The following is a 17,000-nucleotide window of genomic DNA, read 5'->3' on the forward strand; positions in this document are numbered from 1 at the left end:
CCCTCTCCCCGTCGAGTCGGCAGCGGCGGGTGCGTGACCTCGGGGGACGAGTGCCGCCCCCGCCGCTTGACCTCAAGACTAGGGAGCCCGGGGACGGCCCACGTCATGCCCGCGTACCGATTGCCGGGCCTCCAGGAGGATGAGTCCACCCGGCCGTGTGTACTCCCCTGGGTGGAGAAGTGGACCCGGGTCTGGGGGTCTTCCCGGAAGGGACGGCGGTCTTCGGGGCGCCGGCGGCCGCGGAGGGCCCGGGGCCGGCGGCTTCGGGGCCCCGGCGGCCGGGCGGCCCGGCCGGTGCGGCTGCGTCCGGCCGTTCATCGGGGCCGCCGCACGAGGTAACCGGAATGCGTGACTTCGCTCACCTCGGCCGTCCCCCGGCCTGCGACGGTCGCGACCCGGCGGCCCGCCCCGCCCGCCACGGCGTCATACGCCCCCGCCGGGGCCCCGCGCCCGCCGCCGTCTCCCCCGGTCGCCCTCCTCGATCCAACCGCCTTTCGCTCATGCCCTGTTGGAGGCGCGGGCTGCCCGAGGCCCCGGATTGCACCGGCTTCTGACCAGTGCTCAATTCTCGCACCGTGCAGCGACAATCGATCGGCCCGCGAGGGCGCGGCCTATCAGCACACCGGCCCGCGGGTACGTAAGCTGTGCCCCGTCAGAAGGACCACCGGCCGGCGGGGATGAACATGGCGATGATGCGGCTCCGGCGCGAGGATCCGCGTGTCGTCGGCTCGTTCAGGCTGCACCGGCGGCTCGGCGCAGGCGGGATGGGGGTCGTGTACCTCGGTTCGGACCGGCGCGGCCAGCGCGTCGCACTGAAGGTGATCCGCCCGGACCTCGCCGAGGACCAGGAGTTCCGGTCCCGCTTCGCCCGCGAGGTGTCGGCGGCCCGGCGGATCCGGGGCGGCTGCACGGCCCGGCTGGTGGCCGCGGACCTGGAGGCGGACCGGCCCTGGTTCGCCACCCAGTACGTCCCCGGACCGTCGCTGCACGACAAGGTGGCGGGGGACGGCCTGCTGTCCGCCGCGGAGACGGCCGCCGTCGGGGCGGCGCTCTCCGAAGGCCTCGTGGCCGTCCACGAGGCCGGGGTGGTCCACCGGGACCTCAAGCCGTCGAACATCCTCCTCTCCCCCAAGGGCCCCCGGATCATCGACTTCGGGATCGCCTGGGCCACCGGAGCGAGCACGCTCACCCATGTCGGCACGGCGGTCGGTTCTCCCGGCTTCCTCGCCCCCGAGCAGGTACGCGGCGCAGCCGTCACCCCCGCGACGGACGTCTTCTCGCTGGGGGCGACGCTGGCGTACGCCGCCACGGGTGACTCCCCCTTCGGGCACGGCAGTTCCGAGGTGATGCTCTACCGGGTGGTCCATGAGGAGCCCCAGCTGCACGGGGTGCCGGACGCGCTGGCCCCGCTGCTGCGCGCCTGCCTGGCGAAGGACCCCGACGAGCGGCCCAGCACCCTCCAGCTGTCCATGCGGCTGAAGGAGATCGCGGCCCGCGAGGCGCAGGGACTCCCGGAGATGCGTCCCCCGGTGCAGCGGGAGCGGACGGAGGAGGAACTGCCGTCGGGCCGCCGCACCGCCCGGTACACGGAGCGGACCACCCAGGGCAGGCCGCCGGGCAGCGGGGCGGGGCCCTCCGCGTCCCGGGACCGGATGCCTCGGCAGCAGGCGGCCCGTACGGGCGGCTCGCGGCCGCCCCGGTCGCGGGGCGGCTCGAACACCGGCGGCAGGCCCGCGTCCCGGCCCGGGACCAGGACGACGTCCACCGGACGCAGACCGGCCAACCCCCGGCTGCTTCGCCAGCGGATCTTCGTGTTCGTCGTGGTGACGCTCGTCGTGGCGCTGGGCATCACGGTGGCGCAGGGACTGCGGAGCTAGTGCCAAGGCCGTGAAGTTTGCGGCTGGGTCGTGTCGTCAAGGGCCTGCGGCTGCGAGGATCTCGATGCCAGTGGTGGCCTTGTAGCTGGTCCGGTCGATGCGGGGGCCTCGGGCCTGGTACTTGGAGATGGCGCGTTTGACGATGCGGGGGCTGACCCGTAGCCGCCGCTGGGGCAGCAGGCCGGCCAGGACGTGCCGACCGATGGTGCCGGCCAGGTCGATGGCGGTGTCGGCGATGACGCCCGCGGCCAGGACGAGCTGGTCGCGGGCGGCCTGCCAGGCGATGGAGAAGCCGGCCCGGTCCGGGTCGGTGCCGGGCTGGGTGCTGGTGGCGTCCGCCATGGCGGTCCGCAGCAGCTGGTGGACCACCAGCAGGGCGTAGATCTCCTGGTCGATGCCCTCGGGGGTGCGGGCGCGCAGGACCCGGCCACCGAGGATGGTCGATTTCAGTTCCAGGTAGGCGGTTTCGATCTCCCAGCGCTGGTGGTAGAGCATGGCCAGTTCACCGGCGGGGTGGCGGTGGTGGTCGAGCAGAGTGGTGGCGAGCCGGTAGAGGCCGGTGTGTTTCCCGGCGGTGGTGGTGATGGTGATCTCGCAGTCGACGACGCGCACGGGTACCGGGCCGAGGGCGGAGAGGTAAGAGCCGTCCCGGTAGCGGGCCAGGATCGGCATCCGGCGCCCGTTCTTGAGCCGGACCAGGACCTCGGCCCCGGTGGCCGCGATGTCGTTGATCAGCCCCTGGGCGGCGAAGTTGCGGTCGGCCAGCAGGATCATCCCCGGCCGCAGGCTGGGCAGCAGGCGCGGGGCGTGGGTGGTCTCACCCGATGTGGTGGGTCCGAAGACCGCGTCGATGAGGGTGCGGGTGCCGCAGGCGACCAGGGTCAGCAGGCGGACCTGCGGGTAGCCGGTCCCGCCGTGGTTGCCCGCCTGCTTGGTGAACCGGGTCAGGACGGCGGGGGTGTCGGGGACCGTCAGGGTGGTGCCGTCGAGCGCGATCACCAGCAGTCCGCGCCACCATGCTCCCGGTGTCCGTGGCCCGGCCACCGGGCCTTTCAGCAGGTCGAACAGCCATTTCAGCGGTGTGGCGCCGATACGGCGGCGGGCCTGGGCCAGCGCGCTTGCCGACGGCGCGGCCAGTGGCAGACCAGCCAGAGCGCCGGTGAGCTTGCGCCAGACCCCGAGGTATCCGACCTCCGGGAACAGGCACCCGGCCAGCAGCAGGTAGACGACCACCCGGGATGGCAGGTCCCGCAGCCGCTCCTGGACCCTGCCCGTGGCCTTCAATGCCTCGTCGACCATCTCGAAGGGGATGCACTGGGTGAGTTCACCGAGATGACCGGGTGCGAACCGGCCTCCGGCCACCGTGACGACACGAGTGATGGCACACTGTCCGGACAGCGGAGCCTCCGGTCCTTGTGAACGGCTTGTCTTGGTCGACTGCCAGTTCTACCGGGGCTCCGCTCCTCATGTCCGGCGAAACCGCAGCTTACGGACCCTGGACAACCCCACCCATCCGCAAACTGAACGGCCTTGGAGCTAGTGCCGGGACAGCCTCTCCGGTCACGGCGCCGCTGCCTCGGCCGGCCGGTTCCGCCGGTCGCCCGGCACCCCGTCGCGGCCTCTTGCGGAGACGAGCGGGTACCCGTCGGCGCAGCGCCGGGCGGGCGGTCGTCGAGGGGGTCACCGACGGTGGGTCAGGCGCCTCGCGGGCGGGTCGCGTAGAAGGCGACCGCCGAGGCCGCGGCGACGTTGAGCGAGTCCACGCCCGCGGCCATGGGGATCCGGACCCATTCATCGGCCGCGCGCAGGGCGTCGACCGACAGTCCGTCGCCTTCGGTGCCGAGCATGAGTACCAGCTTCTCGTACCGGCGGGCGGCCAGTTCGTCGATCGTGACCGACTTCTCGTCGAGGCACAGGGCAGCCGTCACGAAGCCGTGCTCGCGGAAGATCTCGACGTCCTTCGGCCACGAGGTCAGCCGGGTCCAGGGGACGTGGAAGACGGCGCCCATCGACACCTTCACGGCCCGCCGGTAGAGGGGGTCGGCGCAGCGCGGGGTGAGGAGGACGGCGTCCACACCCAGAGCGGCCGCGTTGCGGAATGCAGCCCCCAGATTCGCGTGATCGACGATGTCCTCGAAGACGGCGACGCGCATACCTGCGCCCTCTGGCGGACCCGGGGGCGACGCCGTGCCCAAGCCGGTGGGGTCGCCGGCCTCCGTGTCCACGACGCGGCGGGCACTTTGCAGCAGCTCCCCGGCCGCCGGCAGCGGCTTGCGCTGCATGGACGCGAGGGCGCCGCGGTGGACGTGGTAGCCGGTGACGCGTTCGGCGAGGTCCGGGCTGACCGCGTACACCGGGGCCGGGACCTCGTCGATGACATCGCGCATGACGTCGACCCACTTGGCGGACAGCAGCATCGACCGCATCTCGTAACCGGCGTGCCGGGCGCGGCGGATGACCTTCTCGCCCTCGGCGATGAACAGGCCCTCCGCGGGCTCGCGCCTCCGCCGCAGTTCGACGTCGGTCAGTCCCGTGTAGTCGCGCAGGCGCGGGTCCTCGGGGTCGTCGACGGTGATGAGATCTGCCACAGGGTGATACTGCCTTGTCCGGGAGGAGGTGCCAACGGGCGGGACGGAGTTCCGTTACCGCTGGTCAACGGAGTTCCGTTACCGCTGGTCGGGTGTGGGGGCCCTCGGTGACGACGTCGCCGATGACGATGACCGCGGGAGGCCGGACGTCCTGTGCCCTGACGGTCTCCGCCACCGTCGCGAGCGTCGCGTCCACTCTGCGCTGGGCGGCCGTGGTGCCCTCCTGCACCAGCGCGAGCGGGGTCTCCGGCGCCTTGCCGTGGGCGATGAGGGTCTCGGCGATGGCACCGATCTTGTCGACACCCATCAGGATCACCAGCGTGCCGGTGAGTTTGGCGAGCGACTTCCAGTCGACGAGGGAACGGGGGTCGTCCGGTGCGACATGGCCGCTGACCACGGTGAACTCGTGCGCCACACCTCGGTGGGTGACCGGGATGCCGGCGGCGGCGGGCACCGAGATCGAGCTCGAGATGCCCGGCACCACCGTGCACGCGATACCGGCCTGGGCCAGGGCCTGGGCCTCCTCCATCCCGCGGCCGAAGACGAACGGGTCGCCGCCCTTGAGCCGCACGACCGACCTGCCCGCCTTCGCGTGCTCGACCAGAGCGTTGTTGATGGCCTCCTGGGCCATGAAGCGGCCGTACGGGATCTTCGCCGCGTCGATCACCTCGACGTGCGGCGGGAGTTCGTCGAGCAGGTCGCGGGGGCCGAGACGGTCGGCGATGACCACGTCCGCCTCGGCGAGCAGCCGGCGGCCGCGCACGGTGATCAGGTCGGGGTCGCCCGGGCCGCCGCCGACGAGCGCGACGAAGGGCGTGCGGTCACGGCTGTGCGGCGCGGCGAGGGAACCGTCGCGGAGTCCTTCGACGATGGCGTCCCGCACGGCTGCCGACCGGCGCGGGTCCCGGCCCGTGAGCACCGCGACCGTCACGCCCTCACTGCGCCCGGTGGCCGGTGTCCACGCGGTCGCCGCTTCGGCGTCGTCGGACCGCACGCACCAGGTCTTGGTCCTCTCCGCCTCGGCGGAGGCGGTCTCGTTGGCGACCGGGTCGCTGGTGGAGACCAGCGCGTACCAGGCGCCGGCGATGTCCCCCTCCTGGTAGCGGCGCCGGGTCCAGCTGATCTGGCCCGCCTCCGCCATGGCCTCGACGGACGGTGTCGCGGACGGCGAGATCAGGGTGACGTCGGCACCGGCGGCGACGAGGGCCGGCAGACGCCGCTGGGCGACCTGGCCCCCACCCAGCACGACGACGCGCCTTCCGGCGAGCCGGAGCCCCACGGGGTAGGCGGGGTACTCGTCGCGGGCAGCGTGCTGCGGCTGTGCGGGGCTCTCTGCGTGCTCAATGGGCTCGGCCATGGCGGGGCGGCTCCTCGGTGCGGCGGTGCGGGGCCGCTGCGACGGTGAAGCGGCTGGTGGGGACAGGTGAGTCGTCCCGGCGAACACGATACGGGGTGGAGCGCCCGGCGCTGCCGGCCCCGGGAGCGGGAAGGCCGCGTCCGCGGCCGCGGACAGCGCGCGGACGGCGACCGCGGGCCGGACGCCGGACGCACGCGCAGGTGTGCGCCCCCGCGTGCGATCCGCGCGGATCGCGCCCGCGTGCCGGTACGCGTGGTGCACGGCGCCCGTGCGCCGATCGCGGCACACGGGGCGGGGGCGAGCCCGTACGGACGCGCGGGCCCGACACGTACGCACGGACGGGCGGGCGCGAGACGGACGCACGGGCGGGCGACGGACGCACGGGCAGGCGGGCGGGCGCGAGGCGCGGCGGGGCAGGACCGCCGCGCCGCGCTACTTCTCCGTGACGCCCGCCGAGTCGAAGGTCGCCACCTCGTGCATCGCGCGGGCCGCGCTCTGGACGAGCGGGAGGGCGAGCAGTGCGCCCGTACCTTCACCGAGGCGGAGATCGAGGTCGACCAGGGGGCGCAGGCCCAGCTTGTTCAGGGCGGCGACATGGCCGGGTTCGGCGCTGCGGTGTCCCGCGATGCACGCCGCCAGGGCCTCGGGCGCGACCGCCCGGGCGACCAGGGCCGCCGCGCCGGCGGACACACCGTCCAGGACGACCGGTGTCCGCAGGGACGCGCCGCCCAGGATGAAGCCGACCAGCGCCGCGTGCTCCAGGCCGCCGACGGCCGCGAGGACGCCGACGGGGTCGGCCGCGTCCGGCTGGTGGAGTTCCAGGGCCCGCCGGACGACGTCCACCTTCCGCGCGTGCATCTCGTCGTTGATCCCGGTGCCCCGCCCGGTGACCTCCGCCGGGTCCGCCCCGGTGTAGACGGTGATCAGTGCGGCGGACGCCGTGGTGTTGGCGATGCCCATCTCCCCGGTGAGCAGCGCCTTGTTGCCCGCGGCGACCAGGTCGCGGGCGGTCTCGATGCCCACGTCGATCGCGGCGTGCACCTCCTCGCGGCTGAGGGCGGGACCGGTCGTGAAGTCGGCCGTACCGGGGCGCACCTTGCGCGGCAGCAGCCCCGGGGTGGCCGGGAGGTCGGAAGCGACACCGACGTCGACGACGCAGACCTCCGCGCCGACCTGGTTGGCGAAGGCGTTGCAGACCGCTCCCCCGCCGAGGAAGTTCGCGACCATCTGGCCGGTCACCTCCTGGGGCCAGGCCGTGACGCCCTGGGCGTGCACTCCGTGGTCGCCCGCGAAGATCGCTACGGCCGCGGGTTCCGGGATCGGCGGCGGGCACATCCGGGACAACCCGGACAGCTGCGCGGAGATGATCTCCAGCATGCCCAGCGCGCCCGCGGGCTTGGTCATCCGCTTCTGCCGCTCCCACGCCTCACCGAGTGCCTTGGCGTCCAGCGGCCGGATGCCGGAGAGAGTCTCCTGGAGCAGGTCGTGCGGTTCCTCGCCCGGCAGCGCGCGGCGGCCGTACGTCTCCTCGTGGACGACCCAGGACAGCGGCCGGCGCTTGGACCAGCCCGCCTGCATCAGCTCGGGCTCCTCCGGGAACTCGTCGACGTAGCCCACGCACAGGTAGGCCACGACCTCCAGATGCTCGGGCAGGCCGAGTGCGCGGACCATCTCGCGCTCGTCGAAGAAGCTGACCCAGCCGACGCCGAGCCCTTCGGCGCGGGCGGCGAGCCACAGGTTCTCGACGGCCAGCGCCGAGGAGTACGGCGCCATCTGCGGCTGGGTGTGCCGGCCGAGGGTGTGCCGGCCACCGCGCGTCGGGTCGGCGGTGACGACGATGTTGACGGGTGTGTCGAGGATGGCCTCGATCTTCAGCTGCCTGAACTGCTTGGCCCGGCCCTTGGGCAGGGACTTGGCGTACGCCTCGCGCTGGCGCTGGGCGAGCTCGTGCATCGAGCGCCGGGTCTCGGCGGAGCGGATGACGACGAAGTCCCAGGGCTGGGAATGGCCCACGGACGGCGCGGTGTGCGCGGCCTCGAGCACACGGAGCAGGACGTCGTGCGGGATGGGGTCGCTGCGGAAGCCGTTGCGGATGTCGCGGCGCTCGCGCATCACGCGGAGTACGGCTTCGCGCTCGGCGTCGCCGTAACCGGGAGCGGGCGCCCCGCGGGTCTCGGCGGCATCCGCCACACCGTCCTCGGCGGCGGGTCGCGCTCCCTCGGCGGCGGGTCGCGCTCCCTCGGCGGCCGGTTCCGCCCCGGACTCCCCACCCGGCTCGGCCTCGGCGGCGGGCAGGGACTCGACAGGCGACAGCGCCTCGGCGGGCGACAGGGTCTCGGCGGGCGGCTGCTCGGCGGCAGCCTCGGCCTCGATCCCGGCGACCGGCGTGGCCTCGGCGGCCGGTGGGGTCGCGGCTTCGATGGCCGACTGGGTCACAGCGGCGGGCAGGGGCTCGACAGGCGACAGCGCCTCGGCGGGCGGCTGCTCGACGCCAGCCTCGGCCTCGGTCACGGCGACCGGCGGAGCCTCGGCAGCCGGTTGAGCCGCGGCCTCGGCGATCGGCTGAGTCCCGGCGGCGGGCAGGGGCTCGGCGGGCGGCTGCTCGACGGCAGCCTCGGCCTGAGAAGCGGCCGCTCCCGCCGGGGCCGAGGCGGGGGCGGCAGGCGCGGCCTCGCCCGAAGGCCCGTCCCCGGCCGGTGGTGCGGGGAGCCCGGCGGGCTGCGTGCCGTCGACGGTCTCGGCCGTCCCGGGCTGCGACGCCTGGCCGGTGTGCTCGGGCCGGCCGGTGTGCTCGGGCGCGGCGCCCGCATGCGCCACCACGTCCTCCCCGGTCGCGGGCACGGTGGAGGCTTCCGCCTCCGTCTGCGGCTCCGCGGGCTCGCCGGGCACGGCCGCGGCGACGTGCTCCGGGACGAGCGCGGCCCCGGCCGCCGCCTCTGCCGCGGGTGCCGGTACGGGTTCGGCCGCGACGGCGGGCAGGGGCGCCTCCGCCGGCTCGGGCTCCGGCTCGGAGACCACGGCGGCCTGGGCGGCGGTCCCGGCCGAGGGCGCGGCGGCCCCGTTGTCCGCCTGCTCCTCCTCGGACGCCGGAGCCGTCCCTTCGGGCCCCGGCGCCACCGCGGGCAGCGGCGGGGGCCCGGCTTGGGGACCCGTCGGCGGGGCGTCCGCCACCGCCGCGAACTGCCCGGTGGCCATGGGCTCCTGGGCCGCATCGGCGGATGCCGCCGCCGGATACGGCGGGGCGGGCACCGCCTCGTCGGCGTCGGCCGCCGGGTCTGCGGAGTGGCGTGCGGTCTGCGGAGGGACCGTTTCGGCGGGGGCCGGGGCGACCGCCTCGGACGCCGCTTCCCCGGGCACCGTCACGGCGGCCCGGGGCTGCGCCTGCCGGGCGCTGTCGGGGTGGCCGCCCTGCGGCGGGATCCCGCCCTGCTGCGGGCCGGGAGGCGGCCCGGCGTCATCGCGCGGCACGTCGAGGTACTCCAGGCCACTGGTCGGCGGACCCTCGACGGGTGCCGCCGCGGCGCTCGGCCCGGGCGCGGCGCTGCCGCCGGAGCGGTGCGCGGCGGGGCCGCGGTCCGCGAGCGAGCGGACGACACCGCTGTTCGCCTCGGGGACCGGTGGGCCCATGTGCAGGGGGCGGCGGGCCGGAGCCGGGGCCTGAACGGGCACACCCCCCGGCGGCATCCGTACACCGCCGAGGTCGAGGGATCCGGAGTCCCGGCCGCCGGCCTCGTGGGCACCGGTCTCGTGGACCGGCTGTTCGGCGCCGGCCTGCTGTTCCGGAGAGGGCCGTTCCGAGGTCGCGGACCGGCCGTGCCCACCCGGCTGACCGTGGGCGGCACTGCCGCCGTGATCCGCGGACGGCTGCTGAGCCGTGTGCCCGCCGGGGGCGGCGGGCTGCCCGGGCACCGCGGCCCCGCCGGTCACCGCCTGGGCGGGGCCGGCCTGGGCGGGGACCGCCTGGGCGGGGACGGCCTGCCCGGGGACGGCCTGAAGGTGCGCGGCGTGCTGCTCGGCGGACTGTGCGAGCCGCGGCTCGTCCCCCGCGTACTGCTGCTCCTGCGCGACATACGCATGCGGCTGCCCCGGCGCGGGGGCGGTGTCCGTTCCGGCGTCGGCGTACCCGGGCCCGGCCGGTGTCCCGGGAACCGGCGCGTGCCGGGCCGCCATGGCGTCCTGGGCGACCTGCAGCGGCTGGAAGTGGCCCGCTCCCGGGGCCGGCTCCGGCGCCGTCGCCTGAGTCGCGGCCTGCGTCGCGGTCTGCGTCGCGGTCTGCGTCGCGTTCTGGGTGGAGGCCTGTGTGGCGGTGGCGGTGGCGGTCTGCGGATCGCTCCACGCCCCCTGCGCCCCCGGCATCAGCAGGAGGTCGTCGTCCTCGGGGACGGCTTCCGGGGCACTGCCGGAGTGGTCGAGGAAGGTGTACGCACCGGGGGCGGGGACGCCCGGCTGCTCCACCATGCCTGCGTTCTCCGGCAGTCCCTCGCCCGGGACCTGGCCGGTGTCAGTCATGCGTACCCCTCGCCCATCGGTTGTGCTCCTTCAGACCTTCGCCCGGGGCGCCCGATCGCGGCACACACCCGTGCCCCTCACTACAAGAACGAGCGTGTGCCCCACGCGGCACGAAAGCCCGCGGACACAAGCATTGTCGTGGGCGTTCGCGTCCGCGGCAGCAGGATCGGCCACGGTTCGCTGTGGACTGCGCCACTTTGCGCGTCCCCCCGGTCACGCCGTACCACAGCGGGGCCCGAAGCACCCCCCTCTTCCGGACCCTGACCGGGGGTCTCCCGGGGAGGCCGGGAGGGGGAATCGACCAATGACCGGCTGCAGTACGACGATCGGCCAGCCTACCCCGCCGGGGTTCGGCGCCCGGCTCAGGGGGGCGGTTCGGCGGCTGGTCAGGAGGCCGGTTCCCGGCGGTGGCCGGCCAGCAGGAAGACGACCGACCGCTCGCGTTCCGACCAGTCGCCGGGATCGAGTTCCACGGACTGGAGCAGGGCGCATTCGACGGCGTAGCCGCCCTCCGCGAGCGCCGCCCCGATCGACTCCGCCTCGTCCCGGGTCGAGGCGTGGGTGACGATGCGCTCGGGCCTGCGGTCGGCACAGGCGGTGACGACGGGTACGCCGCCGCCGCCGATGCGCACGACGTCGGGTTCCGGAAGCCGTTCCAGGACGTGCGGCGCCCGGCCGTGCACGGTCTGCAGCAGGACGCCGTGGCGGCGCGCGGCGGCGTCGGTCCGGATGCAGGCGGCCGGGTCGGCGTCGACGGCGAGCACCGCGGCGCCGAAGCGGGCCGCGTCGGCGGCGAACTCTCCGCTGCCGCAGCCGATGTCCCACACGAGGTCGCCGAGGCGGGGCCCGAGCCGGGCGAGTTGGGTGGCGCGCAGCTGTGGCGACTCGCTCTCGGCGGCGGGCCGGCCCTCGGCGTCCGGCAGGGCCCAGCCGCGTACCTGTGCGGGGTAACCGGGCTCCCGGCCGGCCGCCCAGCCCGCGCCGCCCTGGGTGCTGGCGCCGCCGACGACGATGACGACGTTGGGGTCGCGCCAGCTGTGGTCGGCGACCTTGTCGGAGGTCAGCACGGTGACCTGCTCGCGCGCGGTGCCGAGCTCCTCGCAGATCACGAAGGTGCGGTGGACGCCGTCGAGGAGCAGGGCGAGTTCGGCCGGGCCGGCTCCCGGGGAAGTGAGGACCGCGACCTTGGGATGGGACCGGCAGACGTTGACCGCGCGACGCAGCGTGCGGCTGTGGGCGACGACGATCTGGGCGTCGTCCCATGGCATCCCGGCGCGGGCGAAGGCGGCGGCGACGGCCGAGACGGCGGGGACGACCTCCACCTCCAGCCCGTGCTGCGGGGCACGCAGGGTGCGTACGACACCGAAGAAGCCCGGGTCGCCGTCGGCGAGGACGACGGGGCTGCCGCGGTGCCCGGCGATCCTTCGCGCGGCGAGGTCGAGGCTGCCCAGGCGGATGCGTTCGGCGCCCGGCGGCACTTCGGGGAGCGCCAGATGGTGGGCGGCCCCGGCGACGAGCGTGGCGGCGGACAGGGCGGACCTGGCGGCCGCGGTCAGCGGCGAGCCGTCCCAGCCGATCACCGTGACCCGGTCGGCCATCGTCGTCGTTCTCCTGGTGTCGTCGCAGGTGAGAACCGTGCCCACGAGGCCCGGGGCAGGCAGGGCCGAGGGTACCCGGTGTCGGTGACGTGCGGTGGAGCCGCCTGCCCGGATGCCGCGGGCCCGGTGCCACCCGCCCGGTGCCGCGCCATCTGCCCGGTGCCGCGGGGCGGACACGTCTCGAAGGCCGGCCGCGGTCCGGCGCGGCCTGCCGGAGGCCGAAGCGCCGCCGCCCGGAGAGCGCCGCTGCCCCGAGAGCGCCGCGGGCCGGAGGGCACCGCTGCCGGACAGCGCCGCGGGCCGATGCCGCCTGGCGATGCCGCCTGCTCTTCGCCACTCGTCCGATGCCGCCCGTCCGATGCCGCCGGGGCCCTTGCCGGTCCGCCCGGGTCGCGCCGTCGGCCTTCGGGCGCGGGCGGTGGGCACGGGTACCGGGCGGAGCCCTTCGTACCGGCGGTTCAGCTCCAGTCGGTGTAGGCGCCGAACCCGCCCGCATCGGCCATCTGGTCGGCGACACCGTCGAGGTCCTCGGGGAGGAGGCTCCACACGATGAAGTCGGTGCGCAGTTCGGCCCAGCTCCCGCCCCCGGTGCGGGTACGGGCTATACAGGCTCCGCGCAGGACGCCCTCGCTGATGCAGCCGATCCGCTGGGCGACCTGCTGGGCGGCCGTGTTGTCGGCGGCGGTGCGCAGTTCCAGACGCTCGAACCGCTGGTCGCGGAAGAGCCATTGCGCGGTGGCGAGGGCCGCCTCGGAGGCGTAGCCCTCCCCTCGGGCCCAGGGGGCGACGATGTACGACATCTCGGTGGAGCGCACCCGCCAGTCGGTCTTGCCCAGACCGACCACGCCGACCAGGCGCTGGGTGAGGAACTCGGTGACGGCGAGGTCCATGCCCCGTCCGGCGGCGCGCTCGGCGGGGGCGCGGTCGCTGATCCAGCGGTGCGCGGCGGCCTCGCTGTAGGGCTGGGGCACGGCCGTCCAGGCGGCTACCTGCTCGTCGTTCATCATCTCGGCGAGGGCCGGGGCGTCCGCGGGCTCGAGCGCGCGCAGCACCAACCGCTCCGTGCTGATGGAGATGTCCGGAAAGGTGGTAGTCATGCGCAGCTCCATGCCGAAGACCGTCGTAAGGGCCGTAAAGGCCCAGCATGCAGCATCGGGTCGGCGCTGTGCAGGGCCGGGTCGGTACGGCTCAGCCTACGCCGGAGGCCCCGCGCACCACCGGGTGCACGGGGCCTCCGCCCGGCCGGTACGCCCTCAAGGGCCGTACCGTCGAGGTCACTTGGCGGGAGCGCCGAACGCCGGGACGACGGAGCCGGTGTAGGTCTCCTCGATGTACTTCTTCACCTCGGGTGAGTTGAGGAGCCGCGCGAGCTTCTCGACGCGCGGGTCCTTCTCGTCGCCCTTCTTGACGGCGAGGAAGTTGGCGTAGGGGTTGCCCTCCGCCTTCTCCAGAACGAGGGCGTCCCGGGCGGGCTTGAGGTCGGCCTCGATCGCGTAGTTGCCGTTGATGACGGCGGCGTCGACGTCGTCGAGGGCGCGCGGGACGGTGGCGGCCTCCAGCTCCTTGAACTCCAGGCCCTTCCGGTCGGTGATGTCGGACAGCCTGGCGCCGGTGCCGACGCCCGGCTTGAGGGTGATGAGTCCGTTCTCGGCGAGGAGCTGGAGCGCGCGGCCCTCGTTGGTGGTGTCGTTGGGGACGGCGACGGTCTGCCCGGGCTTGATGTCCTCGACCGATGTGGCCTTCTTCGAGTAGAGGCCGAGCGGCTCGAGGTGGACGTCGACCACCGGGACGATGGTGGTGCCGTTCTTCGCGTTGAAGTCGTCCAGGTACGGCTTGTGCTGGAAGAAGTTGGCGCCGACCTGGCCCGACTGGGTGGCGGTGTTCGGCAGGACGTAGTCCGTGAACTCCCTGACCTCCAGCTTGAGGCCCGCCTTGGCGGCGAGGTTGTCCTTGACGAAGCCGAGGATGTCGGCGTGCGGGGTCGGGGACGCCGCGACGACGAGCGGCTGGGTCTCGGCGGCCTGGTCGCCGGACCCGGCCGCGGCGGGGTCGGAGGAGGTGCCGCAGGCGGTGAGGCCGAGGGCGAACGCGGCGGTGGCGGCGGCTGCCGCGGTGAGCTTGGTGTTCTTGCGGAGGTTGCGCACGAAGAGTGCCTCTTTCTGGTGTTGCGGTGATGGCGCCCGGACAAGGAGTGCGGGCTCGCTGGAGGGGCCGGGGCGAAGCGCCGGCTCCCGGGTGGTGCGGGTGGTGCGGGTGGTGCGGATGGGATCCGCGGGCGGGGTCGGTCGGTGGGGTCAGTCGGTGCGGCCGCGGCGTGACAGCAGCCGCACGACTCCGTCGCCGATCAGCTGTACGGCCGTGACGAGGGCGATCAGGATGACGACGGTGACGAGCATGAACTCGGTCTCGAACCGCTGGAATCCGTAGGTCACGGCCTTGGAGCCGAGGCCCTCCCCGCCGACCGCGCCCGCCATGGCCGAGTAGCCGACGAGCACGATCACGGTGGTGGTGACGGCGGCGACGATCGACGGGAGGGCCTGCGGCAGCAGTACCTTGCGGATGATCGTCGGGATGGATCCGCCCATGGACTGGACGGCTTCGACCAGTCCGTGGTCGACCTCGCGGACCGCCGTCTCGACGAGTCGCGCGAAGAACGGGATGGCACCGACGGCGAGCGGCACGATCATGGCGGTGGGGCCGATGAAGGTGCCGACCACGGCCGTGGTGAAGGGGATCAGCGCGATCAGCAGGATGATGAACGGCAGCGAGCGGCCGATGTTCACGACCACGCCGACGGCCTTGTTCACGGGGGCGTTCTGCAGCAGTCCGCCCTTGTCGGTGAGGACGAGGAGGATGCCGAGCGGCAGTCCGCCGATCGCGGTGACCACGGTGGACCACAGGACCATGTAGAGGGTGTCCAGCGTGCCCTGGGTCAGCAGGGGCTGCATCTCCGACCACGTCACTTGACGGTCTCCTTCACCAGTGCGGCGCCCCGGGCCCCGTTGCCCTGCACGGGCACCGCGGCCGGCGCGTCGTCGTCCACGACGTCGACCTGCAGGCCCTGTTCACGCAGGAAGCCGACCGGGACGACGTTGGTCTCGTAGCCGCCGGGCAGCTCGATGCGCATCCGGCCGATCTGCCTGCCGCCGACGGTGTCCATCGCGGCTCCGAGGATCGATATGTCGATGTTGTAGGTACGGGACAGCCGGGAGATCACCGGCCGGGTGGCGGCGTCGCCGTGGAAGGTGACGTCCAGGACGGTGCGGTCCGGCCCCGAGGCGTCCCCGGTGACGGGGAACAGCTCGCGGGCGAGTTCGGAGCCGGGGGTGGCGAGCAGCTCGCCGACCGTGCCGGACTCGACGATCCGGCCCTGCCGCATCAGGGCGGCGGAGTCGCAGACGGTCTTGACCACGTCCATCTCGTGCGTGATGAGCAGTACGGTCAGGCCGAGCTCCCGGTTGAGGTCGCGCAGCAGCTGGAGGACGGATCGGGTGGTCTCGGGGTCGAGAGCGCTGGTGGCCTCGTCGGAGAGGAGCACCTTGGGGTCGCCGGCGAGCGCGCGGGCGATGCCGACGCGCTGCTTCTGGCCGCCGGAGAGCTGCGCGGGGTAGGCCCCGGCCTTGTCGGCGAGGCCCACGAGGTCGAGGAGTTCGAGGGCGCGGCGCGTGCGTGCGGCACCGGAGACGCCGAGGATCTCCAGCGGCAGTTCGACATTGTCCCGCACGGTGCGCGAGGACAGCAGGTTGAAGTGCTGGAAGACCATGCCGATGCGGCTGCGCGCCCGGCGGAGTTCCTTCCCGGCGCGGTTGCCGCGTCCGGCGAGAGCGGTGAGGTCGGTGCCGTCGACGACGACACTGCCGGAGGTGGGACGCTCCAGCAGGTTCACGCAGCGGATCAGGGAGGACTTACCCGCTCCGCTGCGGCCGATGACGCCGAACACCTCGCCCTCGCGGACGTGCAGGTCGACGCCGTCGAGCGCGGTGATGTCGCGGCCTCGCGACCGGTAGACCTTGGTGAGGCCCGTGGTGGTGATCACAGGGGGGTTTCCGTCACTGTCGAGTGCGCGGCGCGGGGTTTCGCCGCCGGGCACGGGGCATGTCGTCTTCGGGACAGTCGGCGCGGCACGGTCGAACCGGTCGGGGGCGTGTGCGCGGGGCAGGCCGGTTCCGTCGCCGTCACGGCGTGGCACGGCACGACTGTGGGGTCTCGCTTCGGGGCGCGAGGCTCAGGCAGGGGCCCTCAGAAGGCGCACATTCGACACATACAACGAGCACCGGGCGTCGTGATCGCCTCGGTCGCAAGGGTGCGGCTGCTCGTCGTGGTCATGCGGGCAAGTAAAACAGACGGTCGGACGAGCGGATCACGGGTGTCCGAATAGCGGAACACGGGCATCCGCCATCCGGATCGTCGGTGACGGCCGCCATCGGTGCCCGATGGTGCCGTGCGCTGCGCGAACACGGCGGAGAGGGGGCCGCGGCGATGCCGGAGGTGGGTGCGGAGGCGAGGCGGGTTGTGGCCGGCGCCACGGTCGGGGTCCTTGGCCGCACGCCGGCGACCGGACCCGCGGGGCGCGCCCTCGAAGGCCGCGCGGCGGACCGGGACGACGCCGGGCGCCGGGTCCGGGCGGCGGGTCCGGGCGGCGGACCGCTCCCGGTCAGGCCCGCCAGGGCCGCGCGCAAGGTGCCTTTTGGCCCGTAATACGCTCTCACCCATGCTTGACGCCCTGACGGTCGCGGTGTCCGCGGCCGCTCTCGCCCTCGCCGCCTGGTGCGGTTTCGCAGCGTTCCGGGGCCAGCCCACCAAGGACTGGCACTTCGCCGGCATGGCCGTGGTCACGCTGCTGGCGCTGGTCCAGCTGGTGGTCGGTGTGGTGCAGCTGGCGAGGGGCGAGCAGGCCGGCGAGGGAGCGACGATCTTCGTCGCCTATCTGGCCGGCGCTTTCGCCGCGGTTCCCGCCGCCGGGTTCCTGTCGCTGGCCGAGCGGACCCGCTGGGGTTCCGCGACGGTCGCGGCCGGAGCGGTGGTGCTCGCGGTGCTGGAGGTCCGGCTGCATGACATCTGGGGAGGCTGA

General features: G+C 74.2%; 11 protein-coding genes. 2 read left to right on the forward strand and 9 right to left on the reverse strand.

Annotated elements, in window-relative coordinates; genetic code table 11:
- Positions 1-677: 677 nt before the first annotated feature.
- On the forward strand, positions 678-1,877 hold the full coding sequence (locus DDW44_RS01825) for a serine/threonine-protein kinase (protein WP_027732945.1): 1,200 nt from the start codon (positions 678-680) through the stop codon (positions 1,875-1,877).
- A 36-nt stretch (positions 1,878-1,913) separates the two neighbouring features.
- Here the strand turns inward: DDW44_RS01825 and DDW44_RS01830 are convergent, their stop codons facing one another.
- The 9 genes from DDW44_RS01830 to DDW44_RS01870 form a co-directional block, all read right to left on the reverse strand.
- The gene (locus tag DDW44_RS01830; protein ID WP_108905326.1) at positions 1,914-3,239 is read right to left on the reverse strand and encodes an IS4 family transposase; all 1,326 of its coding nucleotides are present in this window, start codon (positions 3,237-3,239) and stop codon (positions 1,914-1,916) included.
- 332 nt (positions 3,240-3,571) lie between these two features.
- Positions 3,572-4,465 (reverse strand): TrmH family RNA methyltransferase, encoded by an 894-nt coding sequence (locus tag DDW44_RS01835; RefSeq protein WP_108905327.1) that lies wholly within the window; start codon positions 4,463-4,465, stop codon positions 3,572-3,574.
- A 64-nt stretch (positions 4,466-4,529) separates the two neighbouring features.
- On the reverse strand, positions 4,530-5,822 hold the full coding sequence (gene cobA / locus DDW44_RS01840) for a uroporphyrinogen-III C-methyltransferase (RefSeq protein ID WP_108905328.1): 1,293 nt from the start codon (positions 5,820-5,822) through the stop codon (positions 4,530-4,532).
- Between the two features lie 432 nt (positions 5,823-6,254).
- Positions 6,255-10,331, reverse strand: a complete 4,077-nt coding sequence (gene cobT, locus DDW44_RS01845; protein ID WP_108905329.1) for a nicotinate-nucleotide--dimethylbenzimidazole phosphoribosyltransferase — start codon at positions 10,329-10,331, stop codon at positions 6,255-6,257.
- A 386-nt stretch (positions 10,332-10,717) separates the two neighbouring features.
- Positions 10,718-11,929, reverse strand: coding sequence for a precorrin-6y C5,15-methyltransferase (decarboxylating) subunit CbiE (gene cbiE, locus DDW44_RS01850; protein WP_108905330.1), 1,212 nt, complete (start codon positions 11,927-11,929; stop codon positions 10,718-10,720).
- Positions 11,930-12,387: 458 nt separating this feature from the next.
- On the reverse strand, positions 12,388-13,026 hold the full coding sequence (locus tag DDW44_RS01855; RefSeq protein WP_026164900.1) for a GNAT family N-acetyltransferase: 639 nt from the start codon (positions 13,024-13,026) through the stop codon (positions 12,388-12,390).
- Positions 13,027-13,203: 177 nt separating this feature from the next.
- Positions 13,204-14,073 carry a MetQ/NlpA family ABC transporter substrate-binding protein gene (locus DDW44_RS01860; protein ID WP_108905331.1) on the reverse strand — a complete coding sequence of 290 codons (870 nt, stop codon included), beginning with the start codon at positions 14,071-14,073 and terminating at the stop codon, positions 13,204-13,206.
- Between the two features lie 150 nt (positions 14,074-14,223).
- On the reverse strand, positions 14,224-14,892 hold the full coding sequence (locus tag DDW44_RS01865) for a methionine ABC transporter permease (RefSeq protein WP_017945512.1): 669 nt from the start codon (positions 14,890-14,892) through the stop codon (positions 14,224-14,226).
- Positions 14,889-15,965, reverse strand: coding sequence for a methionine ABC transporter ATP-binding protein (locus tag DDW44_RS01870; protein ID WP_108905332.1), 1,077 nt, complete (start codon positions 15,963-15,965; stop codon positions 14,889-14,891). The genes DDW44_RS01865 and DDW44_RS01870 overlap by 4 nt, the downstream gene beginning before the upstream one ends.
- Before the next feature lie 675 nt (positions 15,966-16,640).
- Between DDW44_RS01870 and DDW44_RS01880 the strand changes: the two genes are divergently transcribed.
- Positions 16,641-17,000 carry a hypothetical protein gene (locus DDW44_RS01880; protein WP_017945509.1) on the forward strand — a complete coding sequence of 120 codons (360 nt, stop codon included), beginning with the start codon at positions 16,641-16,643 and terminating at the stop codon, positions 16,998-17,000.

Origin of the sequence: Streptomyces tirandamycinicus, assembly GCF_003097515.1 — a bacterium.
In the GTDB taxonomy this organism is placed as follows: domain Bacteria; phylum Actinomycetota; class Actinomycetes; order Streptomycetales; family Streptomycetaceae; genus Streptomyces; species Streptomyces tirandamycinicus.